Source organism: Brevibacillus sp. M2.1A, from assembly GCF_013284355.2.
Classification (GTDB): Bacteria; Bacillota; Bacilli; order Brevibacillales; family Brevibacillaceae; genus Brevibacillus.
Genome location: NZ_JABSUY020000001.1, coordinates 1,886,539 through 1,909,180 on the forward strand (window position 1 = coordinate 1,886,539; position 22,642 = coordinate 1,909,180).

Sequence of the window (22,642 nt, forward strand, 5' to 3'; positions counted from 1 at the left end):
AGCTTCACCGGCGTTGGTGGAGCTCTCTGATTTTCTGCATCAATGGTTCTCCGATGCTCGGAGCGAATTGATCGTAGACTGGTTGCAACGCTTCGATCCAGGCCGCACGTTCTTCTGCTGTCTGTATGTGGATGTTCATTCCCCCGTTTTCTTGGAGCAAGCGTAGCTGTTTGTCATTCATCGATACAGCCAATTGATTATTGTAAGCTGTCGCTTCCTGCATCGCTTCCGATATCGCCTGCTGAATATCGGCGGGGAGATTGTTCCAAAACGTTTTATTAATCACCACAGTGTAACCCAAATAACTATGATTGCTGATCGTCATGTGCTTTTGAACTTGGTAGAGCCGTTTGGTGTACACGTTGGAAATCGTATTTTCTTCGCCGTCTACTTTTCCGGCAGCCAGCATGCTGTATAATTCATTGAAGGAAGAGCCTACAGGGATTGCCCGGAGCGTGCGAAATTGAGCTTCGATCACGTTGCCAGGAATAATCCGCAAACGTTGGCCGACAAAATCGGAAGGCATAATCAACGGGCGGTTGGCTGTCACTTGCTTAAAGCCGCTTCCCCAGAAGGCCAGTCCTTTCATGTCGGAATCTTCGAGCTTATCGAATAGTATTTGGCCGATTTCTCCATTGAATACGGTTTCGACGTCCTCTTGTGATCGAAACAGATAAGGCAGATCAAGGACAGCCCATTCGGGAATCGTGTTTGACAGATAGGAGAACGCAGGGGCAATCATCTGGATTTCGCCGTTTTGCAAAGCAGTCATCTCGGTTTTCTCGGTATGAAGGATACTGTTGGGAAAGACTTGTACCTCTACACGTCCGTTTGTCTTTTCCTTCACTAGCTGGGAAAAGCGTTCGATAGTCAGACCCTTCGGCGTGTTTTCCGCGATTACGTGGCTGAACTTGATGATAATTTGACTGGACAGCCCTACCTGTTCTTCATCGTACCCTCTGTTTTCCATCAGAGAATCTGGTCCGAAGCCTATAATGACAGCGCTCACAAGTCCGAGTATGACAATGAATGTACTGGTTACCAACGATTTCATTTTCAAAACACCTGCTTATGTTGAATGAATGTGAGTTGCAAACCCAATGGAAAGGAAAGAACGAACCTGTTCGAACGTTTAACAATCAAATGGAAGATTATGCTGCTCTCCGTCGGAATCGTTTTTTTTTCCTTGATCATCGGAAACTTGATCATGGCCGGAGGGATTATTCGGATTACGGAAACCCAACTGGGACAACGGCTGATGACCACAGCGCGCACGGTTGCGACGATTCCGAATGTACAAAAAAGTATTCAGGAACCAGACGGATGGAAGGTGATCCAACCGACAGCAAACAACCTGCGCGTCGTCAATGATGTGACGTATATCGTCGTGCTGAATATGGAGCGTGTCCGTTATTCAGACCCATTAGATGGGCGGATTGGTACGGTGTTTATGGACCCTGCGGTTGATGAGGCCTATGCCGAGCACTCCTATTTTCAAAAAGTCAAAGGAGAGATGGGAATGGCTCTGCGGGCCTACGTGCCGATCATGGATGACCAGCATCAGCAGGTGGGTGTTGTCTTGGTCGGACGTGTCATGCCTGATGTTTGGGGGATCTTGTACAGCGAGCGAAACAATATTGCCCTTACCTTCTTCTTCTCCTTATTGTTCGGGGTGTGGGGTTCCTATCAGTTGGCCCGTCACATGAAAAAGCAGATGCTCGACCTGGAGCCGGACGAAATCGCGCGAATCCTGGTAGAGAGAACCGCAACCTTCCATTCCATGCATGAGGGAGTCATCGCCATCGACAATCGGGAGAGAATTACGATCTTTAATGACAGGGCGAAGCAAATTTTTGGCATCGAAGGAGAGGTGCTGGGCAAGCACATACGGTCTGTCCTGCACGACACCAGATTACCAGAAGTGCTGGAGCTTCGCCAGAATTTTACCAACACGGAAATTCACGTCGGCAATACACTGCTCTGGTCCAACCGTTTTCTGATCAAGGTCGAGGAAAAGATCGTCGGCGCGATTGCGATTTTTCAGGACAGAACAGAAGTGGCGAGAATGGCGGAGGAACTGACAGGCGTAAAAGAATTCGTCGGTGCGCTGCGGGTACAAAACCACGAGCACATGAACCATTTGCATACCATCGCAGGCTTGCTCCAGCTCCATCAGCATGAAAAGGCGCTCGCGTATTTGTTCGAGGTCAACGAGCAGCAGGAGGAGCTCATCTCCTTTTTAACGACGCGGATCATGGATGAGAATTTATCAGGGCTATTGATTGGCAAAGTAAGTCGCGGAAGAGAGCTGGGTATTCGAGTTGTGATTGATCGCAGGAGTCATCTGGAACGTTTTCCGCCGTACATGGATCATCATAATTTCGTGCTCATTTTGGGGAATCTGATCGAGAATGCCTTTGATTCACTGGAGCAAATCGAACGCGAGGAGAAGGAGATTATGATCAGTATCGAGCAAGACGAAGAGATTTGCTCCATCCTGGTGGAGGACAATGGAATCGGCATGGACGAAGAGACGCGCCGACACATGCTGGAACGGGGATTTTCTACGAAAGAACGCGCGCACCGTGGACTTGGTCTGCATCTGGTGCAGCAGCTGGTCAATAAAGGGAGAGGCGAGCTGGTTTGCCATTCGGCACGCGGAGAAGGGGCCAGCTTTCTTATAACGTTTCCGATGGGGGTGGTGGAGAGTCATGGAGAAGGATAACGATCACATTCGGGTACTGATTATGGAAGACGATCCGATGGTACAGGAAATCAACAAACAGTTCATTGAGCGTGTCCCGGGCTTCGTCGTGGTCGGAATTGCAGCCAACGGGGCAGATGGACTCAAGCTAGTGAATGAGCTCAATCCTGACTTGGTGATCATTGATATTTTCATGCCGATCCAGGACGGGGTGAAGGCACTGATGGAACTGCGTGCCGCCAAACATGCTGTGGACGTCATCGTCGTAACAGCCGCAAAGGACAAAACCACGATTCAATCGATGCTGCGCAATGGGGCAATGGACTATATTATCAAGCCATTTCAGTTTGAACGGATCAAGCAGTCGTTGGAAAACTATCGAGAGTTTCGCCGACGGATTGATTGGGAGGGAACCGCATCCCAGGATGAAGTCGACCAACTGCTATTCCGCAAAAGCCCGGAAAAAGAACAAGCCGATGCCACTATTGGCAGGGCAGTGCTGCCGAAGGGACTGCACGCTGTCACCATGGAGCAGATCATGCGCCAGATCGAGAAAGAGAGTCAGCCGCTCTCGGCAGATGACGTGGCCGAACGCGTAGGGATCGCGAGAGTAACAGCTAGACGCTATTTGGACTATCTGGAGAAGAGCGGGAGTGTCAGAATGGATGTCAGCTATGGTGGGGTAGGCAGACCGACGAATCGCTATGTACGTGTCACTCCACAAGATGCGGGGGGCACGGGAGGTAAGGAGCGCCATGGTCGATTATGAAGCCTTGTTAGGCTCGCTGTTTGATATCGTACACGTAACAGACGCAGAAGGCAGGACCTTGTTTTGCTCGGGAAGCTATGAGGAATTTTTCGGAATCGATCCTAGGGAGATGATGGGCAAGCCGATTGAAGAGTTTTATCATCACGGTTATTTTGCGCCAACGATCACGATGCGGGTCATTCGCGACAAGAAAAAGATACACACGATTCAAACCACCCGCAAAAATCGTAAGCTTTTTGTGGAAGGTACACCGATTTGGGATCAGGACGGGAATTTTAACGGAGTGATCCATACGTTCATTGATATAACGAGCCAGGAGCAACTTCAGCAGGAATTAAATGAAGTCAAGTACGTCGGAACGGTCTTGCAGAGTGAAATGACCAAGGAGAACAACAGGCAAAAAGGAGAGACTAGCTTGATCTACCGCAGTCAGTCCATGGAGCAAGTCGCCATGATGGCAAAAAAACTGTCGCAGGTAGAATCATCCATGATCCTGCTAGGGGAATCAGGCGTCGGAAAAGGCGTACTGGCAAAATACATCCACGAGTGCAGTCCGCGGGTGGACAAGCCATTCGTGCATATCAATTGCGGAGCCATTCCCGAGACATTGCTGGAGTCAGAACTGTTTGGCTATGAAAAGGGTGCTTTTACGGGAGCAGACAAGGATGGCAAGGCAGGTTTGATTGAAAAGGCAAACGGAGGCACGCTGTTTTTGGACGAGATCGGGGAGATGTCACTCTCCTTGCAAGTGAAGCTGTTGAATGTGTTGCAAGAAAAAACGATTACGCCCGTAGGCAGCTCTGTTTCGCGAAAAGTCGATGTAAAGCTGATCACGGCCACGAATAAAAACCTGCGGCAAATGGTCAAGGAAGGCAAATTTCGCGAGGATTTGTACTATCGCATTCACGTCGTCCCGTTAGAAATTCCACCGCTGCGCGAACGACAGGAAGAGATACCCGTGCTCGTTCATTACTTTCTCAATGTCTTTTCGCAAAAGTACTGCTTGGAGAGACAGCTCGCAGATACCTGCTATCGCATCCTCAGTGAATACGATTGGCCTGGAAATGTGAGAGAGTTGGAAAATGTAGTGGAACGGCTCGTCGTTACGTCTCACGATACCCTCATTACGCCCGCGCAAATTCCGCGTTACATACATAACCAAGAGTACAGGGAGCACAAGGGGATCAAGGTTGATCGTGTAATGCAGATGCAGGAGGCAATGGACGAGGTGGAGCGGCAGCTCGTGCACCGGGCGTATGAGCAGCATAAAACGACGACAAAGGTAGCGGAAGCGCTCGGAATCAGCCAGCCGTCTGCAAGTCGCAAGCTGCGAAAATGGCTATGCACCATTTGACACAGATGTACGATAATGGGGAGAGAACCCGGAGGAGGAGACTGGACAGATGAACAAAGGGAAAGCATTGCGAGCGGGCGATACAATCGGAGTAGTGGCAACCTCTAGCCCTGCTACAGAAGAAGTGCTGAACAAAGCAATGGCAGAGCTGCAAGGTTTGGGATACAAGGTGAAAATATCGGATACGTGCCGAGAATCGTACGGTGGGTATTTGGCGGGAACTCCTGAGCAACGAGCGGCTGAGCTGAATGCCATGTTCGTCGACGAGGAAGTAGACGGGATCATGTGCATGCGTGGCGGTTACGGTTCCCCGCAAATCCTGTCTTTGCTCGACTATGACCTCATCGCCCAAAACCCGAAGCTGTTTATCGGCTACAGCGACATTACGGCGCTGCATACCGTTTTTGGACAGCGTGCGAATCTGGCTACCCTTCACGGACCGATGGCTACCTCAGACATCGCGCATGGATTGGATGACTGGTCCAAGCAATATTTGCTGCGCGCCATGACTCGCCCCGAGCCATTGGGAGCGATCATGAATCCGCCGGGGGAAGAAATCGTCTGTCTCGTCGAAGGTCAGGCATCTGGACCTGTAGTCGGCGGGAATCTCGCCCTCGTCTCCGCGTTGATGGGGACCCCGTACCAGCTCGATACGAGAGGCAAGCTGTTGTTTTTGGAGGATATCGACGAGGAGCCGTACCGGATTGACCGCATGCTGACACAGCTTGCTCAGGGTGGCTTGTTTGATGATTGTGCGGGCGTCGTCATCGGGACATGGACCGATTGTGAGCCGAAAAAGCGCGAAGGCTTCTCTGTCTGGGATGTGTTTCAAAATATCGTCGTACCGTACGGAAAGCCGACCATCTGGAACATACAGATCGGGCATGGCGCGTGCAACATTGCTCTCCCTCTGGGCGTAGAGGCCAGTCTCGACGCGACAAACGGTGAGCTGGTGATCGAAGAAAGTGTAACGATATAACGAGATTGCTTTTTCTTTCAAGAAGGCTTCCCCAACTATCGCAGAGTTGGTGGAGGCCTTTTTGGGTTATTTTGAAAAATAAGGAAACAGGACGTTTGACCCATAAATTATTTTCCAATTTATCCCGATTATTAGATGGAATGTAAAAATAAGACGAAATATGGAAGTTGCTTGCGGAGGATTTTTTGGGAAGGGGAGATAGGTCTAATGATGCTAGCGTTACTTCAAGCACTTGCAATGGGGCTGTTCAGCCCCGAGTACTCATATGTCGTGCGGGGAGCGACCCTCAAGTGCAGTCAGGGAACCGACCCCGGCGTTTTGAATTTACCCTTGTGCCATGGCGTTTACAGCCTTAACAAGCCTGTCATGAATGTCGCCGATCACGTCCCCGGCGTGAATATCGGATGCTTTGGGTTTTGCAAAGCGGCAGGAGGAGTGGAGTGTGTACCACAGACGTTCTCGAAATGGACAGATGGAAAACACGATGTGCTCATCGACAACGAGCATGCCTTACTGAGCAGGTCGCAGCTGGTTTGCAATCGTTCAGGCATCATCACGATTGAAAAAGACGGTCAGGATTGACGCTTATCGCGCTTGCTAGAAAAGGAGGGGGGAGAATATGCAGCGTACAAGCGGCGTCATGACCTATCAGGATATAAAAGTCGTTTGGCCATATGGACCAATACGGTTAGATCAGCTGGAGTTCGTCCATCAAACAGGCACGCATGCCACGCTCACGATCACAGGAATTGTCCCGGAAGACAAAGAGGACGAGATCATCAATCGTGCCGGCACCCACGATCCCATCGAGCTGTACAAGGTGGAAGGCGGGGAAAAACAGCCGATTTTCATGGGGCGGCTGGATCATGTGGAAATCAAGGTCGTACGGGATATTCACTACGTCACAATAAAGGCCGTGTCGCATACATATGCGTTGGACATGAGCGTGAAAACACGTTCGTTTCAACAGGTGAATCGGTTGTACCGGGATGTCGTAGACGAAATCATGTCCATCTATCACGGTGGAGATGTCATCGATCAAGCCTTCGACGATCGCCAGCAGGGCAAATTCATCATGCAGTACGAGGAAACAGACTGGACCTTTTTAAAGCGAATCGCGTCCCATGTCGGAGCCGTCCTCGTACCGGATTTGAGTGCGCATAAGGTACGCTTGTGGATCGGCATGCCCGAGGGACGCAAGCAAATCAAGCTGGAAGACGAATCGCCATACGAGGTCAACCGGGCCATCGCGCCCTACATGAAAAAGGCCGCAAACGGCTCCTCGTCTGTCAGCGAGTACCAGTACACGACGTACGCCTTCGATTATGACGATCTGCTACAAATCGGGGATGAGGTGCAGCGGGAAGGGCAAACGTTTGTCATTACAAAAGTCACTGGGAAGCTGGAGCAGGGACTCTTGAGGTGGAGCTACATATGTGCCGTGCCAGAAGCCGTCAAGCAAACGAAGCTGTACAACAAGGCCATCATCGGTGCGGCGATCGACGGAAAAGTGATTCAAATCGGTCGCAATCAGGTCAAGCTCCACCTGAACATGGACAAAAAGCAAGAGCCAAGCAAGGCCCAGTGGTTCCCGTATGCGGCGGAAGGCAACCAAATTTTGTACCTCATGCCCGAGCTCGGCTCAAAGGTAAAGCTGTACTTCCCGAGCGCCGATGAAGACGACGGCATGGTCATGAACTCCGTGCGCCATGCGCCCAAAGGAGCGGCTGCCGAGAAGCAGGAGCGGCAAATGCAGGACCCCGGTGTGAAGACGTTTGGGAATCCGCAGGGAAAAGAGTTTACGCTCGGGGATAAAGAGCTGACGATGACTGCTCAGGAAGGGATGCTTTACATCTCGATGAACAAGGATGTTGGCGTCAGTCTGAAAAGTACCTCGAATGTGAATATCAGTGCGAGTGGTGCCCTGACCTTGACAGGGGCAGCCGTGTCTTTGTCCGGGACTAAGAGCTTGAACGTGAAAACGGCGTCGGATACGATAGAGTTGTTGGAGGAAAACAAATCCAGTAGTGAGGAGATTAAGCTGGATGCGACCGTACGTCAGGCGTTTCCGAGAATATTAAGTGCGTTTGAAAAGGACGTTCAGGAAAACGGTTTGGCTGCCGTCATGTTGCGCAGAACTGTCAACAACCAATTATCTGAGGCGAAAGGGAAATTAGATGCTCTCGGAGATACCTTGTTAGGCTTGTGGAATGTGGTAGTAGATGCCGGAGATATTGCGTCGACCGCGTTACCAACATCGTATCTGGTAGACGCGATTTACGAAGGGGTGACTGGAGAAGAGCGGCCTTCACTCCTCGAACGAAATGATCTCGCGAGAGGAGCTGTAGAAACCGCTACGAATGCAGTCAATTACGTGGGAGATACGGTAACGGGCAATAAATCGTGGGAACAAATCAAATCCGATGCAAAGTCGTTTGGACAAGGGCTATACGATGACTATATCGACCCATTCGTGAAAGACGCCCAATATGATCAAGATAACTTGTTTAGCGGCGGTCTGTGGACCAGATCAGAAGAACAAAGCTATGCAAAGGGTCAGAATGAGTTTAAGAAAGACATGGTGGTTGCAGAGGTAGCGGTAAGTGCTCTTAGTGCTGGTACAGGTACAGCCGTTACGCGGACAGTGAAACTGGCCAATAAGCTGGATGGGCCAGGTGGTCGAAAGGGTTTGGATGGTGGCGGAGGAAAAGGAATAGGTGGACTATTGCTTAACTCTGTCGATAATATGATGGATGGCGGAGCATCGATTTTTGATGGGAAGATGAAGACGAGTGCTAAGACACCGGGTGATAAGCAGGCAGAGATTCAAGGACTCGTTGAAAAGCTTCAGATGAAAATGAAAGAGCAGTCGAATAAAGAGATTGATGATCGACTGGATGGTGGGAAGGGCCATACTGGTTCTCGTGCCCCAGAAACCCAAACGGGACACGCTGCAAAATCTCTCGATATTCCTAATAAAAATGTATTACCAAAAGTAGTGAATGGGGATTCTGGACATTCGAATTATTCTCCGTCACTGAATAGCAAGGCTAATAGTGCTAACAAAAATAATTCTCAAGGAAGTAATAAGCCAGATACTGAGGCGAGGACAGGGCATGCTCAACATGCTGAAAAACCTCACGAGATTCCTGATGAGAAGGATTTACCAAAGGTAGTGAACGGCGATTTTGGGAATTCGAATCATTCTACGCCTCCTAAGGGTAAGGGTGATAGTACTAAGAAAAATGATCCTCAAGGAGATAAGAAGCCGGATACTGAGGGGACGGATAAAGGTGATCCATCGAAAGGATCGACTCCATATGAACACAGATACACTCGTGATCCAGATACAGGTGAACTCATTGATTTTGAGTGGGTCACAACAAGACAAGTTGATCAAATAATTGACAAGGACCTATTGATAGCTGCATCTAAATATAAAGGAAATCTATCCAATACAGTTTTAAAAAGTGGTAAAGGAAACTTTTCTTATACAAAGGTTGACCTGGATATAGAATTACCCAAAAAAGAATACTATGCGCACAGTCAAGTGGAAAAACACTCTGGAAACCCAAATATAAAAGACATATCTGGACTTCCAGACGATCCAATATTTGAAGCCACAACCGCACCTAATGCACTTGGTATTGAGTCTTTAAGGATTGACGATACAGAATATAAGATATTAAATGAAATAGCAAAGGATCTAGGGAACAATACAAATGCAAGAGGAAAAATAACTATGTTTACAGAGAAGGATACTTGTGGAAGTTGTAATTACATCATCAGACAATTTACAGAGAAGTTTAAGAACATTCAAATTGAAGTACTTCATAATCAAGGAAATCCTATCGTACCAACTAAAAAAACGGGAGGCTAGACCATGATTCCTAAATTAAAATATAGAGAGATTTTGAACTCATTTGATGAAACATTTCAGGAATACAAATATAGGAACATGAGTAATTTGGAAGCATTAGCCAAGACTTTCGAAGATTTCGAGCTAATAATGAATAGTGGTGATCTAGAAAAAGCTACAATTTTAGTTAGGTATAGTGAGCTAGTTTTAAAGCAACCCTACGTGTTTCATAAATCAAAAGATATAATAATAAAGCTTTTAGATGAGGTTGACTACGAAGTTCTACGACAGAAACTATCTGCAAGCGAATATGAAGAATTAATTACCCGAAAGAATGAAGTTTTATTTAACCTAAGTAACAAACAATTAACTAATAATGCAAGAGCTATGTGGTACTATGATGAAATGATTAATGAAGTTAACAACTACTATAATTCGATAACTTCAAAAGACAAAACTCCTGATCAAATTGCAAAAGAAGTATTGGATAGATTTAAAAGAGATTGTAGAAACACAAAGAGTGAAAAAATTGGAGTCTACACTACATTAGCTGAAAGATTGTTAGAGGACGGTTTGACGGATACTGTTGAACTTAAACATATTGAAATAACCCTTAAAGAATTTAACATTGATGATGTTGGAGAACAACTATCTAAAAATGAAAAACAAAAATTGCAATTGAGAATAGAACGGGTATTAGATCGTTTGGCATATCATTAAGGCTCAACTGGCGACGATTGCATGGGTATTTCAAAAGTTTTGTGTAAACTTGGTTTAAAACTTCAACAGCAAAATCGTACTATACAACAAACCAAACACAAAAAAACTTAATAAACGCTTAAACTAACTTTCAAAGGCTTATTCCAACTCGAACGGCGAGGAGGAATGAGCCTTTTAAGCATGCACACGAGAGTCTCGCAGAGATGAAGGTTCTGGAGAGAATCCATGTCCTATAAGCGGATTTTTTCTAAAAGAAGAATGGCTGCCGAGTTACTCGACAGCCGTGGGCGAAAGAAAGTTTCCCAAAAAAGAGCAAACAGCTACTCACCACTTAACCGGCAAAGAATGATAACCAAACGCTAAATCAATCATGGCACTTGCTTCTTGACGCTTCAACAAATCTTTTGCGCGGAATGTGAAGAAGCCATCTGCGCTTATCTTCGTATCAGGATCGACGATGCCTTGTGAAGCAAGAGTAGTGATCGCATCTTTTGCCCATGCATCGGCTTTGTCTTGCAGCTTCACTTTGCTGGTTGCCACGGGTTCAAGCTGCTTCAAAGTTTGGATCATGACAGCAGCGGCTTGTCTTGAAATAGGTGCCGAAAGGTTCAAATCAGGGAGGCTCGCGGCCAATTGCTGTCTATTCATGTCTTCGTCCCCGGGAAATCCGTACCAGCCATTTGCTTTGACCAGAGCGTCAATAAATTCGCCTTGTGTCATGGTCCCTGTAGGATCAAATTTACCTTCCGTTTTTGCTCCCATAATGGAAAGAGCGCTGACATTACTGATATAGGTCTTATAGCTACTGGTGTTAGGGACGTCTGAGTAAGTCTCCTTCCTATCCATTTTTTGTGAATGGGCAACGGCGTGTGTGACGTCTTTTGGCGTGGAATAATAGAAGTATTGGATGTTGCTGTTTTTGTCTTCCTTGAACGCGATTTTATTGCCTTCCTCATCTACAAACAGCAGTGGATGAATCATTCGTAGCTTTTGTTTTCCACCGGTTTTATCCTCCAGCATGAGTGAGCCATTCTCGTAGGCAATCGAAGTGCGGTTCCAAAAGCCACGCGTATTTTGGTACAGCCCGATATATTTTGGTGCATCTCTTTCACTCAAGGGCAAATAAACAGGCTCTGCTTTTTCTTTTTCGGGGAAATAATGATCCATGAACTCTTTGAAAATATCGGATCTCATGTCCGAATCACTGTTGTAGGACATATAAAAGGCGGTTTTTTGTTCAGGGATCAATACGATCAGGGAAGCATGGCCAGGTATATTTCCTCCCTTGAAAACCACGTGCTGACCATTTGCCAGCTCTCTATAGAGGTTTTCAAAGCCTACTGTTGTGACCGGGATGTCCTTTTCGGCGAAAATCTGATAGGAATGCATCAAGTCTAGGCTTTTCTGGCTGACAATTTCCTTGCCGTCAAATTTCCCGTTTTGCAGCTGCATGATCAAGTACTTGGCCATGTCTTCTCCCGTTGATAGAATGCTTCCCTGCGGAGCATCACTTGGAATGAATCCTTCTGCGGGATGTGGCTCGCCATTAGGGCGGTAATGGGCAGCCATTCTCTTCAAGAGCTCAGGCTTTAAGCGAACGCTACTCGAGGTCATTCCGAGAGGCTTGAACACTTTTTCATCCATATACTGGGCAAAGGGGATTCCACTTGCTTTTTCCACGGCGTAGCCAGCGAGTAAGAATCCTGTATTATCGTAGGAATAGACCTCGCCAGGTGGTCGGATGACGGACGGCATTTTATTCTTTGAAACGAATTCAGCCATCGAGATGTCCTGCTCGATGTATTGTGGACCGAGAAAGGTAGTGATGTCAGGAGAATCGAAGCCGCTTGAATAGGTAAGCATGTCGTACAGAGTGAGCGGTTTTCCCGTCTTATTGGGAATCTTTAGATCGCCGAGATATTCCTCTACATTATGATGCAGGTCTATTTTGCCCGCATCGACTTGCTGCAAGACCGCCATGGCGGTAAAGGTTTTCGTTACAGAGCCAATTTGGAACACCGTGTCTTTATCAACAGGGATTTTCTTTTCCTTGTCAGCGAAGCCGTATCCTTTGTTCACGAGGACCTTGCCATCACGGACGACAGCAAAGTTGGAACCATTCACATTAAATTTTTTCATCTTCTCTGCAAACAGTTGATCGGCAAACGCTTCTACTTCTTTTGCATCCAGCGGTCCTTTTATGTTATTGGCAGCAATGGAAGCAGTCTGATTTATTTCCATTGCACCGAGTGGCTGGGTGCATACGGCAATCAAGGTCGCGGAGAGAAGAAAAACCGTGAGACTCATTTTTTGAAAAGCTTTTTTCATGTGTGATTCTCCTTTGGGGTTTTGCTAATACGTTTTGTCGCACCGACTCCGAGAGTGAGCGCTTGAGCACAGTATGGCAAAGCTCTTGTCATACTCGGTAGTAACTTTCTGTCATATGACACTTTGGCACTGGCTCATACGCAGGTTCCAAGAGCATATGAAAAAGACTGCCGAGTTTCTCGACAGCCTTAAAGTAGGGGAGAGTAATTATTAATCTTTCAGCTCGGTAATCACTTTTGAGGCGCGCTTTTCATCCGGGGTAGGGAACATTTGAAATTGATGCTGAAGCTCGATTTCCTTCTCATTCAAGTCACTTGAATCTTTTTGTTCAGCTTGTCCCCTGTGTTTATCGCTATTTTCCACGACCAGTCACCTCCCTCAAAGGAGTAGGGTATACAACAAGTCCCTACTTTATCCCAAAAAGAGGAAAAGGATGCTTATCGTTTAATCGGCAATGAATAGTAACCAAATACTAAGTCAAGCAAGGCACTGGCTTCTTGACGCTTCAGTAAATCTTTTGCGCGGAATGTGAAAGAGCCATCTGCGTTTACCTTCGTGTCAGGATCGACGATGCCTTGTGAAACAAGAGCAGTGATCGCATCTTTTGCCCATGCGTCGGCCGGGTCTTGCAGCGTCACTTTGCTGGTTGCCACAGGTTCAAGCTGCTTTAAATTTTGGATCATGGCAGCAGCGACTTGTCTTGTAATTGGTGCCGATGGGTTCAAATTAGGGATGCCTGCGGCCAATTGCTGTCTAAGTCCGTCTTCACTCCCGGCCATTACGTAATGGCCTTCTGCTTTGATCAGGGTGTCAGCAAATTCGCCTTGTGTCATGGTCCCTGTAGGATCAAATTTACTTCCTGATTTCGCTCCCATAATGGAAAGGGCGCTGAGGTTGTTGATATGGGTCTTATAGCTGCTAGTGTTAGGGACGTCTGAGTAGGTCTTTTCCATTTCCATTCTTTGAGATTCGCCAGCAATGTTAACGCCTATTGCTGTTGTATAATAGTAGTAGTTGATGTTACCGTTTTTGTCTTCCTTGAACGCGACTTTTTCGCCTGTCTCATCTTCAAATAGCAATGGTTTAATCATTCGCAGTTTTTGTTTTCCGGTTGCCTCACTCTCAAGCACGAGTGATCCATTCTCATAGGTAATAGAAGTGCGTGTCCAATAGGCACGTGTATTTTGATACAGCCCGACATATTTTTGCGCATCCGCTTCACTCAAGGTCATGAAAACAGGCTCAGCTTTTTTCTCTGTTTCTGGGAAATAATGATCCATGAATTCTTTGTAAATATCAGCGCTAACCATTGAATCATTGTTGTAGGACATGAAAAAGCCGGTTTTATGTTCCGGGATCAATACCATCAGGGAAGAATGGCCTGGCATGTTTCCGCCCTTCAAAACAACTTTCTGACCATTTGCATACTCTGGAAAATAGTTTTCAAAGCCTAAGGTTGTGATCGGGATGTCACCCGCGGAATACTGGTGCGTATGCATCAAATCCAAGCTTTTCTGGCTGACGATTTCCTTGCCGTCAAATTTTCCGTTTTGCAGGTGCATGATCATGTACTTTGCCATGTCATCTGCTGTTGATATAATGCTTCCCTGCGGACCATCAGTTGGATTGGTTCCTTCTAGCGGACGTTGCTCGCCAGTATTAAAGTAATTGGTAGCCATTCTCTTCATGAGCTCAGGCTTCAAGCGTACACTGGTCGAGGACATTCCGAGAGGTTTGAACACTTTTTCATCCATATACTGGTAAAATGGGATTCCACTTGTTTTTTCCACAGCGTAGCCAGCGAGCAAGAATCCTGTATTATCATACGTATAGACTTCGCCAGGTGGTCGGACGATGACCGGCATGTGCTTTGGAAAGAATTCATCCATAGAGATGTCCTGCCCGATGTATTGTGGACCGGTAAAGGTAGTTTCGTCCGGAAATTCGAAGCCGGGTGTGTAGGCGAGCAAGTCGTACATGGTGACTGGTTTTCCTGTCTTATTCGGAATTTTTAGCCCACCGAGATATTCCTCTATATTGGCATGCAGGTCAATTTTACCCGCATCGACTTGCTGCATGGCAGCCAAGGCGGTAAAGGTTTTCGATACTGAGCCAATTTGGAACACCGTGTCTTTATCAACAGGGGTTTTCTTTTCCTTGTCAGCAAAACCGTAGCCTTTGTTCACGATGACTTTGCCATCACGGACGACAACAAAGCTGGAACCAGCCACATTAAATTCTTTCATTTTTTTTGCAAACAGTGGATCAGCAAACGCTTCTATTTCTTTGGCATCCACCGGTCCTTGGGTAGCAATGGAAGCAGTCTGAGTAGATTCAACAGCACCGAGCGACTGTGTGCATGCGGAAATCAAGGTTGTGGAGAGAAGAAAAACAACGAGACTCATTTTTTGTATCACTTTTTTCATGTGCGATTCTCCTTTTTGTGTTACAAAACGTTTTGGCGCACCGACTCTGAGAGCGAGCGCTTGAGCACAGTATGGCAAAGCTCGTGTCATACTCGGTAGTTACTTCCTGTCATCACTTTTCCGACTAACAAATGATTTTGATGAAATGACATGACTTAGCCTGTCATATGACATTTTGATACTGGCTCATGTGACGCGCAGTGGTTTACGGTTATGGCAGACCGTCATTAGTGTGTCGGAAAAAGTATAGATAGGAGAGAATTAGCTTATATGAAAAAAGCGATCATGCGTAACGTTCAAAATGTTATCTTTTTGCTGTATACATTTGTCTCGGGAGTATTTTATTTATGTTTTTACATGGTCAGTATCATGCTTGGCTTGGCCTTGTCCTTTACCGTAGTGGGAATTCCATTGCTCACCAATGTTTTGCGTACAACTCAAACCTTTGTCCAGCATGAACGTATTCAGACGAAGATTTATACGGATATTTCCATAGAACCGTTGGCAATGAGAGAAAGAGCCAAGGGAAATCAATGGATGCAGGCTAAGGCGGAATTATCGGAAGTAAAAAACTGGATATCCGTTTACTGGCTGATGAAAAAATTTGTCCTAGGCTGTATCTGCCTGGTGGTCGGAGTGCTCATCTACATTGCACCCGTATTTTTTGCGATCGTACCGTTGTGCTATCCTTTCGTGGAGATACATTTTTTCGGGAGCGTAGTGGATTCAGAGCTGAAGGCATTGCAAATCATGGGTTTAGGATTCATACTCATGATCGGATGCTCCAAGCTAGGGAACGGTCTGGTACAATTAGTTGGTGGGTACACCCGCTTGATGTTCAAAGCAATTAGGAGATGATGGTTTGTTAGATGTCGTGAAACAATGGGCTTGGTATGACTGGGTGATGTTTTTTTTACGTCTGATCGTTTGCTTTTCACTCACCGTTACGACTGTAAAATTTGGAAATTATCTCACGCTACCCTTATGGATGGTTATACTTTGGGAAATGATGGTGTTTTCCGTCCCGTGGATTTGTTTAATGCTGAGCTATCGTTATTATCTGATAGCAGAAATGCTCTTGTTTGGCGGATTATCGATTTATCTCACGTCTATGTTTCCAGAGGCGTACATTACTTTATTGATGCCTGCTTTTTTGATTGCCGCCAATAGTGCGGAGAAATCGTTTCGCTGGTCGGCTCCCATTACAATTGTTTTTATCCCACTGGTGATTATGTTTTTTTCTCGTGCATTTGATGTCTTCGTAATTTTTTCGCAAGTCGGGCTTGCTTATGCGATAGGGTTTGCTTTTCATTTGCTCATCGTCAACCATCGTCAAAATGAAATTATTCGCAAGCAAAACAGTGTGCTGGAGCAATACCTCACCCAAATCGAGAGAGTGACTCTGCTGGAGGAGCGGGATCGGCTTTCCAAGGACCTGCATGATACGATGGGGCATTCCTATGTCTCGATCATCATGGGGATGGAAACCTTACGTCAGGATATAGCGTCGCAGGAAGGGTTGCAAAAGCTCGAATCCCTCTTGCAGCTTGCGCGAAAAGGCATGAAGGAAGTGAGAGGGTACTTGCATCAGATGGGGTCACCGCAAGAGACGCTTCCCTTGGGTCATTCACTGAGGCAGCTTGCGGAGGAGTTTCAGACACATGCAAAAGTGAATGTGCGATTTCGTGCGATTGGAGAAGAGTATCCTGTAGGTAAGCAGGTGAAAATGACCTTGTTTCGCTGCTTGCAGGAGTCATTGACGAATGCCGTACGTCACGGGCACGCTACGGACATCGTCGTTTCCTTGCATTTTGAGCAGCAACAGACGAGGCTGGAAGTACAGGATAACGGTCACGGGGTAGAAAATTGGGAGGATGGCTTCGGGATCACGACGATGAAAGAGAGGGCGGCTCATTTGCAAGGAAGAGTATCCGTTTTCTCAGAGCGAGGAGAAGGAACTCTCGTTACTTGTTTGGTGCCGAGGATGGTCGAGAGCGCCGACGAAATCATTCGTTTGGTTATCGTAGATGATCACTCGTTTATTCGGGAAAGCTTGCGCTCGATACTCGAGGGACAGCGGGACCTGCGGGTAGTCGGGTTAGCCGAGGATGGGGCGCAGGCTGTGGAGCTGTGCGAGGAGCTGGAACCAGACCTAGTGCTGATGGACTTGGAGATGCCGAATATGGACGGGATTACTGCGACAAAACGAATAAAGGAAAAATGGCCCGGTATTCGTATTCTTGTCCTGTCTACGTTTCAGGATACTGAAAAAGCCAAGGAAATCATGCGCAGTGGTGCAGACGGCTATCTCTTGAAATCGATTGAATCACGCGAGCTTGCCGAAACGATTCGCCTCGTCCATCGCGGCGGTACGATGATTGCTCAGGACCTGTTTCATAAAATGCTGGATGGACAGCCAGTAAACGAACAGGAAGATTTGCTCGGTGCACCGAAACTAAGCGAAAAAGACGAGAATGCTTATGGTTTAACGAAGCGGGAGCAGGAGATTTTGCAGATGCTCGCCCAAGGCATGCGTTATAAAACAATCGCTTCCAAGCTGTATTTGTCAGACGGGACCGTGCGTAACTATGCGTCTGCTCTGTATGACAAGCTCGGCGTGCGGAATCGGGATGACGCGGTACAAAAAGGGAAAATGGAAGGACTTGTGTAATGTGTGATAGCCAGGGAGAGTAGGCCCTGGTTTTTTTGTATAGGTCATTTGACAGCTATTTACAGATAGTTGTATATTAAACTATCAAATGAACCCCCCTATATATAAACAACTCTTCTATCCAAACTCCACGAGGAGGAATGACACGATGGAAATGTCTATCACAAGAGGACTCTCAGAATTAAAGTTACTCGATAAACGAATTCAAAAAGGAATCAATGAAACGACTTTCATGTCTTCGGCCATTGGACCTAAGCCAGTAACTGGTTACACGTCAACAGAACTGTATGTGGAAACAACAGAGCGCAACTACCAATCCACCATTGATTTAATAAAAAGAAGACAAAAAATTAAGTCGCTGATCGTCGAGTCCAACGCAAAGACGATGGTAACGATAAGCGGCAAGAAAATGACAGTTGCCGAAGCAATCGAGCGAAAAACCTCCATTCAATATGAGAAATCACTGCTGGAGAAAATGAGAAGAGATTACAACCACGCTGTCATGCAGGTTGAAGAGAAAAATGAAGAAGTACAGCTGCGATTAGAAAAGCTGCTCGAAGCGAACTTTGGCAAAGACTCCAAGGTGAAGGATACGGAAATGGAAGCGATCTCCAAACCGTTTAAAGAACAAAATGAAGCGAAGCTCGTAGACCCCTTGAAGCTGAAAGAGAAAATGGATACGCTTAGTAAAGAAATTGACGAGTTTGAGTGTGAAGTCGATTTTATATTAAGCGAATCCAATACGATTACCAAAATCAATCTTGTGGATTAACAGTGTGATTTGCTAATCATTTGAATAGCTGATAAACGAGAGTCCCTTGCCTGGTGGGTTAACCAGGCCATCCTAAAATTATTTGGTGAATATGCGGATGAAAGCTCAAAGCTTAGCGCTCAGATTTCAAACCTTACGTATCAAAGCTCTTTAGGCTCAAAGATCAGGACTTAGGCGTTAAGACTCGATGAAATCTTGGAGTACTGGTCCCAAAACGTGCACTCTCTGGACTTTTCAGCAACCACCAAGCTAAATGGTTAGCAACTAGCACCATACAAAGTAGAGATATGTTGAGAGAAGATTCTCAGCGAACCTCTACTTTTTTATTTTTTAAAACGAAACGGTTAAGAGCTAGCATAGATATGTCGATACAAATAGGAAGAAAAGGAAATAAATTGATTGTGCCATACAAGGAAAGTCAGGGAGTGAAGTAATGGAATTTGAGTTTCATGTTACCTTCAACGATCTACAACTTGATGAAAAGGAAGCTTTTATCGATCTCTGCCAATCGCAACATGTGAAACCGGTCATGATCGTTTTGGATCAGGGAAATTACATCAATCAACCGATGATAACAGGAGTAATCAAGCGAGCAGATTTTCATGAAGCGAATATAGAGATGGAAAAGGTTGCAGCTACGTTTCAAAACAACGGTTTTACCATCGTCCGAAAAAAAGTAGAGATTTCTCCAAAGGAAGAAACGTACTTTCACCAGCCCATCCTAAAAAACTCGAAGCCTTACTTCGAATGGCATGGCAAAGTACAGGTCGATGATGTCGATGCGTTACGAAATTTATGTGAGGATCATGGCGGGCATATTTCGAGAAACTCATTGAATGCGAATGGAAAGGTGAGATTCATCACTGTCCGAGAATATGAGAGCCCGAAACAGTTTTACGATCGAGTAGAAATGATACATACCATATTGCAAGCAAATCAGATCGAGTTAATCAAAGAACAATACGAACTATGTATTTATGACAGCCGAGAAGAACTGGACAGCGGCTGGATATCCTAATTTTTAAGATGGAGGATCATGATGATAACATATGATGATGTAGCAGAGTTAGAATATGAGGCGAGAGAGCTAGTAGTTTTGGAAGCACTGTTGAGAAGAATTGCTCTTGTGAATATGCCCTTTGTATTAAAAGGCAGCCTTCTCACCAGACAATATTTGGACAACCGAGAGATTCGGGACGCGGATGATATTGACTTATTGTATGCGGGGAAGATCAGGGACGTCGAGCACGCCCATGAAGTATTTACACAATGGATGATTCAAGTAACCGAAATGGATCTGAACGACGGCGTCGTGTTTAGAAGCTTTCGTGAAAATGCCTTTTGGAGATATATCGATTACGCAATGGCAGATGATTTTCCGACGATAAATACGGATATTGCCTATTATTTCAAAGGCCAAACAAGGGAAGCGAATGATTATAACGAGCTTGATCTTGATATTTCGTTTAACCTGGAAATGGAAGCAGACCCAGTTCCGCTACAGTACCAACCTGCTTTCGGGGAAAGCTTTCTGGTTCCGTACACTGTGCCTCTGTCCATCCAGGTTGCTTGGAAGCTGCATCAAACAATTGTCAGACCGAGGTTTAAAGACTTGTACGATTTGAAATTTTTACTCGCTCACCCGTCCTATGACAACGATGCGCTCAAGGCAACATTACAGGCGCTCGTGAACGAATGCAGTATCGATCCATCTATTAAAAAAGGTGATATGAAAAAGGTGCTTGTTGATGATTTGCATTACATATACGATTCGTTAACCTACGATTACGACTTGAGAAAATATGCGGGCAGCATGGATCGTGGCCTCTATTTTACGCAGTTTGTCAGTGATTTGCGTAAAAAGATGGATTTTGCCGGGATTAATGGGTATGCGTTTGAAAGTTTGCCAAGTCCAACACCCAAAAAATTGTAACAGGATAGTAAATGAAGTAGGCTTGTTCCTTCTGTTAGGGTAGAAGGAGTGAGCCTTTTTTTATGGGATACAAGATTAATGATGAAATTGGTCGGAACATTCCCCATCAACATCAATGAATAATACCCTGTATTAACCCAAATACAATTGCACAGCAGCTCGTGAAACAAAACGCGCGAGATAACAGGAAAAGGTGAAAATAATAACGAAATGGCAATATCCCGTGAATCCGCAATTGCACGGAGATTCAGGGGATACTAATCGTGGATTGTGTACGAAATCTCGCGTTTTTGGTTTGAAGCTGAGCGGCAGTCTTGGACGATATGATCACGTTATCCTGCCGCTGTTTTCTGTTATCAATACCAATGATTATCCCAAAAAAGCAATAGAACGCTTCACTTTCCTGGCAAATGCAATGGGATTATCAATTGACTCCCAATGAATATACATAAGACGCGGGTTGTCAAAGAGCCAGTGATTATGGACTGCTGTTACCTTTATCCCGTTTTTGCGAAGGTTTGACAATAAACGGTTTACTTGGTTTTGGAAGAGAGCCGTTTCCCCTAAACATAGTGCACGTCCCGAACTGTTCAAGGATTCGAATGAGAACAATTGATAGCGGACCAATGGAGATGTGGTTTTTCTGCCTAATATAGACGCATTGAATACTCTATTTCTGGAGACGAAACAAACGGGACCTCTTGTAATTTCATGCTCTGTTCCACCTAAAATGGCTGAAAATCGGTTACACAGTCTTCTAAACTGGGGACTTGCCTTTGCTTTTGCATTTACTTTGCCCATATCCGTCATCCTTTCGATTATGATGAAATGAAAACTTCATGGCTCCACCATGTTAACCCAGGAATGCGATGGACTCTTTGGTTTTCCTAGCGAATACGATAGGGTTTTCTATCGCTTCCCAATGCATGTACATTAAGCGCGGGTTTTCTTTTAGCCAGTGGTTGTGAAGTGCGGTCACTTTAATTCCGCGCTTGCGGAGATTCGACATCAAGCGGTTCACCTGATTTTGGTGAACGGCAGTCTCTCCCAAACAAAGGGCACGGCCCGACTTATCAAGGGATTCAAACGAAAACATTTGAGCTCGAACTAAAGGGGATAGCGTTCGTCTTCCCAAGATGGTTTCTCGAAGATTTGTAAGCCGCATGACAAAACAAACCGGCCCACTGTCAATTTCCGACTCGCCCCCTAATATTCTTCCAAATCGGGTACAGAGTCTTTTGAATTGTGGGCTAACCTTCGTTTTCGCTTTATGCGCCATAGTAATCCTCCTTTTGTCAATCTAGAAATAGCTTATGATTGACAGAAAAAAGGGAAATGAGTAATTTGTGGTTTTTTACATGAAAAAGACACAGATTTCATTCCAGAGCTTTAGCAATACGTGGAGCTAGTTGTATAAGCTCGTCCAGCTTGTAGAAAAGATGGACTGTCATGAAAAGAATAGAATCGCCCGATTGACCACATACTACAAACGCTATATCTATACCATGAGAGGTGGAGCGTCCGGATGAGTATGACAATGAGTCGGCCCGTGACCGACGTACTTAATAAACAAGTTGCCAACTGGTCTGTGCTGTATATGAAGCTGCATCATTATCACTGGTTTGTCAAAGGACCGAATTTCTTTACCCTGCATGAAAAATTTGAGGAGCTATACAACGAGGCAGCCAAAAATGTGGATGAGCTGGCAGAACGGCTGTTAACGGTTGGGGGCAAGCCTGTTTCGACGTTGAAGGCCTGTATGGAGCAGGCTTCCATTAAGGAAGCGACAGGTGGAGAGTCTGCGGATCAGATGGTAGAGGCAGTCGTGAACGATTTTACACTCCTGATCAAAGAACTCAAAGAAGGTATTACAGCCGCGGAAGCAGGGGACGATGAAGCGACTGGCGATATGTTCTTAGGGATCATGGACAGCTTGCAAAAGCATGTGTGGATGCTGCAAGCCCACTTGGGAAAATAACAAGAAATTCTTTTATAAGCAAAGCTGATGCCATGGGGTATCGGCTTTTTTCCTATGTACTCATGAAGGCAAAGTGCAGAGCTGGTCTGATTTAGGGCAACCCCCTTGTTCCCAAGAAAGACATGCTGGTGTAAACTAACCTTGTGTGA

Annotated in this window: 19 protein-coding genes; 13 read left to right on the top strand and 6 right to left on the bottom strand. The window is 45.9% G+C overall.

Going from position 1 to position 22,642, the window contains the following annotated elements:
* Positions 1–4 precede the first annotated feature (4 nt).
* Positions 5–1,054, bottom strand: coding sequence for a DctP family TRAP transporter solute-binding subunit (locus tag HP567_RS09385; protein WP_173608949.1), 1,050 nt, complete (start codon positions 1,052–1,054; stop codon positions 5–7).
* Positions 1,055–1,153: 99 nt separating this feature from the next.
* Here HP567_RS09385 and HP567_RS09390 point away from each other — a divergent pair, with 99 nt between their 5' ends.
* From HP567_RS09390 to HP567_RS09420, 7 genes are all read left to right on the top strand, one after another.
* Complete coding sequence (locus HP567_RS09390; protein WP_173609144.1) at positions 1,154–2,725, top strand: ATP-binding protein; 1,572 nt, start codon at positions 1,154–1,156, stop codon at positions 2,723–2,725.
* Entirely contained in the window at positions 2,712–3,473 is a 762-nt protein-coding gene (locus tag HP567_RS09395) for a response regulator (protein ID WP_173608948.1), read from the top strand. The genes HP567_RS09390 and HP567_RS09395 overlap by 14 nt, the downstream gene beginning before the upstream one ends.
* A complete protein-coding gene (locus tag HP567_RS09400; protein WP_173608947.1) occupies positions 3,460–4,827 on the top strand; it encodes a sigma-54 interaction domain-containing protein in 1,368 nt (455 codons plus the stop codon). The genes HP567_RS09395 and HP567_RS09400 overlap by 14 nt, the downstream gene beginning before the upstream one ends.
* A 49-nt stretch (positions 4,828–4,876) precedes the next feature.
* A complete protein-coding gene (locus HP567_RS09405) occupies positions 4,877–5,806 on the top strand; it encodes a S66 peptidase family protein (protein WP_173608946.1) in 930 nt (309 codons plus the stop codon).
* Positions 5,807–6,013: 207 nt separating this feature from the next.
* Positions 6,014–6,388 (top strand): DUF4280 domain-containing protein, encoded by a 375-nt coding sequence (locus HP567_RS09410; RefSeq protein ID WP_173608945.1) that lies wholly within the window; start codon positions 6,014–6,016, stop codon positions 6,386–6,388.
* A 37-nt stretch (positions 6,389–6,425) separates the two neighbouring features.
* Positions 6,426–9,686, top strand: coding sequence for a deaminase domain-containing protein (locus HP567_RS09415; RefSeq protein WP_173608944.1), 3,261 nt, complete (start codon positions 6,426–6,428; stop codon positions 9,684–9,686).
* A 3-nt stretch (positions 9,687–9,689) separates the two neighbouring features.
* On the top strand, positions 9,690–10,385 hold the full coding sequence (locus HP567_RS09420; protein WP_173608943.1) for an Imm3 family immunity protein: 696 nt from the start codon (positions 9,690–9,692) through the stop codon (positions 10,383–10,385).
* 324 nt (positions 10,386–10,709) lie between these two features.
* Here the strand turns inward: HP567_RS09420 and HP567_RS09425 are convergent, their stop codons facing one another.
* The 3 genes from HP567_RS09425 to HP567_RS09435 form a co-directional block, all read right to left on the bottom strand.
* On the bottom strand, positions 10,710–12,713 hold the full coding sequence (locus HP567_RS09425) for a serine hydrolase (protein ID WP_173608942.1): 2,004 nt from the start codon (positions 12,711–12,713) through the stop codon (positions 10,710–10,712).
* Positions 12,714–12,923: 210 nt separating this feature from the next.
* Complete coding sequence (locus tag HP567_RS09430; RefSeq protein WP_007726025.1) at positions 12,924–13,076, bottom strand: hypothetical protein; 153 nt, start codon at positions 13,074–13,076, stop codon at positions 12,924–12,926.
* 74 nt (positions 13,077–13,150) lie between these two features.
* A complete protein-coding gene (locus HP567_RS09435) occupies positions 13,151–15,139 on the bottom strand; it encodes a serine hydrolase (protein WP_173608941.1) in 1,989 nt (662 codons plus the stop codon).
* 270 nt (positions 15,140–15,409) lie between these two features.
* On the opposite strand from HP567_RS09435, the gene HP567_RS09440 reads away from it, so the two are divergent.
* The 5 genes from HP567_RS09440 (at position 15,410) to HP567_RS09460 (ending at position 20,515) form a co-directional block, all read left to right on the top strand.
* Positions 15,410–15,997, top strand: coding sequence for a sensor domain-containing protein (locus tag HP567_RS09440; RefSeq protein WP_173608940.1), 588 nt, complete (start codon positions 15,410–15,412; stop codon positions 15,995–15,997).
* A gap of 4 nt (positions 15,998–16,001) precedes the next feature.
* Positions 16,002–17,810, top strand: coding sequence for a helix-turn-helix transcriptional regulator (locus HP567_RS09445; protein WP_173608939.1), 1,809 nt, complete (start codon positions 16,002–16,004; stop codon positions 17,808–17,810).
* 148 nt (positions 17,811–17,958) lie between these two features.
* Complete coding sequence (locus tag HP567_RS09450) at positions 17,959–18,582, top strand: hypothetical protein (RefSeq protein ID WP_173608938.1); 624 nt, start codon at positions 17,959–17,961, stop codon at positions 18,580–18,582.
* Positions 18,583–19,015: 433 nt separating this feature from the next.
* Positions 19,016–19,600: a hypothetical protein gene (locus HP567_RS09455; RefSeq protein WP_173608937.1), complete on the top strand. Its 585-nt coding sequence runs from the start codon at positions 19,016–19,018 to the stop codon at positions 19,598–19,600.
* Between the two features lie 18 nt (positions 19,601–19,618).
* Complete coding sequence (locus HP567_RS09460) at positions 19,619–20,515, top strand: nucleotidyl transferase AbiEii/AbiGii toxin family protein (RefSeq protein WP_229087972.1); 897 nt, start codon at positions 19,619–19,621, stop codon at positions 20,513–20,515.
* Positions 20,516–20,884: 369 nt separating this feature from the next.
* On the opposite strand, the gene HP567_RS09465 is transcribed toward HP567_RS09460, so the two are convergent.
* Complete coding sequence (locus HP567_RS09465; RefSeq protein ID WP_173608936.1) at positions 20,885–21,316, bottom strand: DUF1259 domain-containing protein; 432 nt, start codon at positions 21,314–21,316, stop codon at positions 20,885–20,887.
* A gap of 52 nt (positions 21,317–21,368) precedes the next feature.
* Positions 21,369–21,794: a DUF1259 domain-containing protein gene (locus HP567_RS09470; RefSeq protein WP_173608935.1), complete on the bottom strand. Its 426-nt coding sequence runs from the start codon at positions 21,792–21,794 to the stop codon at positions 21,369–21,371.
* A gap of 246 nt (positions 21,795–22,040) precedes the next feature.
* Here HP567_RS09470 and HP567_RS09475 point away from each other — a divergent pair, with 246 nt between their 5' ends.
* A complete protein-coding gene (locus HP567_RS09475; RefSeq protein WP_047070550.1) occupies positions 22,041–22,493 on the top strand; it encodes a Dps family protein in 453 nt (150 codons plus the stop codon).
* The last annotated feature ends 149 nt before the right edge of the window (positions 22,494–22,642 follow it).

Excerpts from the sequence above, each read along its gene's own strand:
- HP567_RS09400 (WP_173608947.1), top strand. The coding sequence starts at position 3,460 with ATGGTCGATTATGAAGCCTTGTTAGGCTCGCTGTTTGATATCGTACAC.
- HP567_RS09410 (WP_173608945.1), top strand. The coding sequence starts at position 6,014 with ATGATGCTAGCGTTACTTCAAGCACTTGCAATGGGGCTGTTCAGCCCC.
- HP567_RS09405 (WP_173608946.1), top strand. The coding sequence starts at position 4,877 with ATGAACAAAGGGAAAGCATTGCGAGCGGGCGATACAATCGGAGTAGTG.
- HP567_RS09385 (WP_173608949.1), bottom strand. The coding sequence starts at position 1,054 with ATGAAATCGTTGGTAACCAGTACATTCATTGTCATACTCGGACTTGTG.
- HP567_RS09395 (WP_173608948.1), top strand. The coding sequence starts at position 2,712 with ATGGAGAAGGATAACGATCACATTCGGGTACTGATTATGGAAGACGAT.
- HP567_RS09440 (WP_173608940.1), top strand. The coding sequence starts at position 15,410 with ATGAAAAAAGCGATCATGCGTAACGTTCAAAATGTTATCTTTTTGCTG.
- HP567_RS09450 (WP_173608938.1), top strand. The coding sequence starts at position 17,959 with ATGGAAATGTCTATCACAAGAGGACTCTCAGAATTAAAGTTACTCGAT.
- HP567_RS09420 (WP_173608943.1), top strand. The coding sequence starts at position 9,690 with ATGATTCCTAAATTAAAATATAGAGAGATTTTGAACTCATTTGATGAA.
- HP567_RS09390 (WP_173609144.1), top strand. The coding sequence starts at position 1,154 with ATGCTGCTCTCCGTCGGAATCGTTTTTTTTTCCTTGATCATCGGAAAC.
- HP567_RS09415 (WP_173608944.1), top strand. The coding sequence starts at position 6,426 with ATGCAGCGTACAAGCGGCGTCATGACCTATCAGGATATAAAAGTCGTT.
- HP567_RS09465 (WP_173608936.1), bottom strand. The coding sequence starts at position 21,316 with ATGGGCAAAGTAAATGCAAAAGCAAAGGCAAGTCCCCAGTTTAGAAGA.
- HP567_RS09435 (WP_173608941.1), bottom strand. The coding sequence starts at position 15,139 with ATGAAAAAAGTGATACAAAAAATGAGTCTCGTTGTTTTTCTTCTCTCC.
- HP567_RS09470 (WP_173608935.1), bottom strand. The coding sequence starts at position 21,794 with ATGGCGCATAAAGCGAAAACGAAGGTTAGCCCACAATTCAAAAGACTC.
- HP567_RS09425 (WP_173608942.1), bottom strand. The coding sequence starts at position 12,713 with ATGAAAAAAGCTTTTCAAAAAATGAGTCTCACGGTTTTTCTTCTCTCC.
- HP567_RS09460 (WP_229087972.1), top strand. The coding sequence starts at position 19,619 with ATGATGATAACATATGATGATGTAGCAGAGTTAGAATATGAGGCGAGA.
- HP567_RS09475 (WP_047070550.1), top strand. The coding sequence starts at position 22,041 with ATGAGTATGACAATGAGTCGGCCCGTGACCGACGTACTTAATAAACAA.
- HP567_RS09455 (WP_173608937.1), top strand. The coding sequence starts at position 19,016 with ATGGAATTTGAGTTTCATGTTACCTTCAACGATCTACAACTTGATGAA.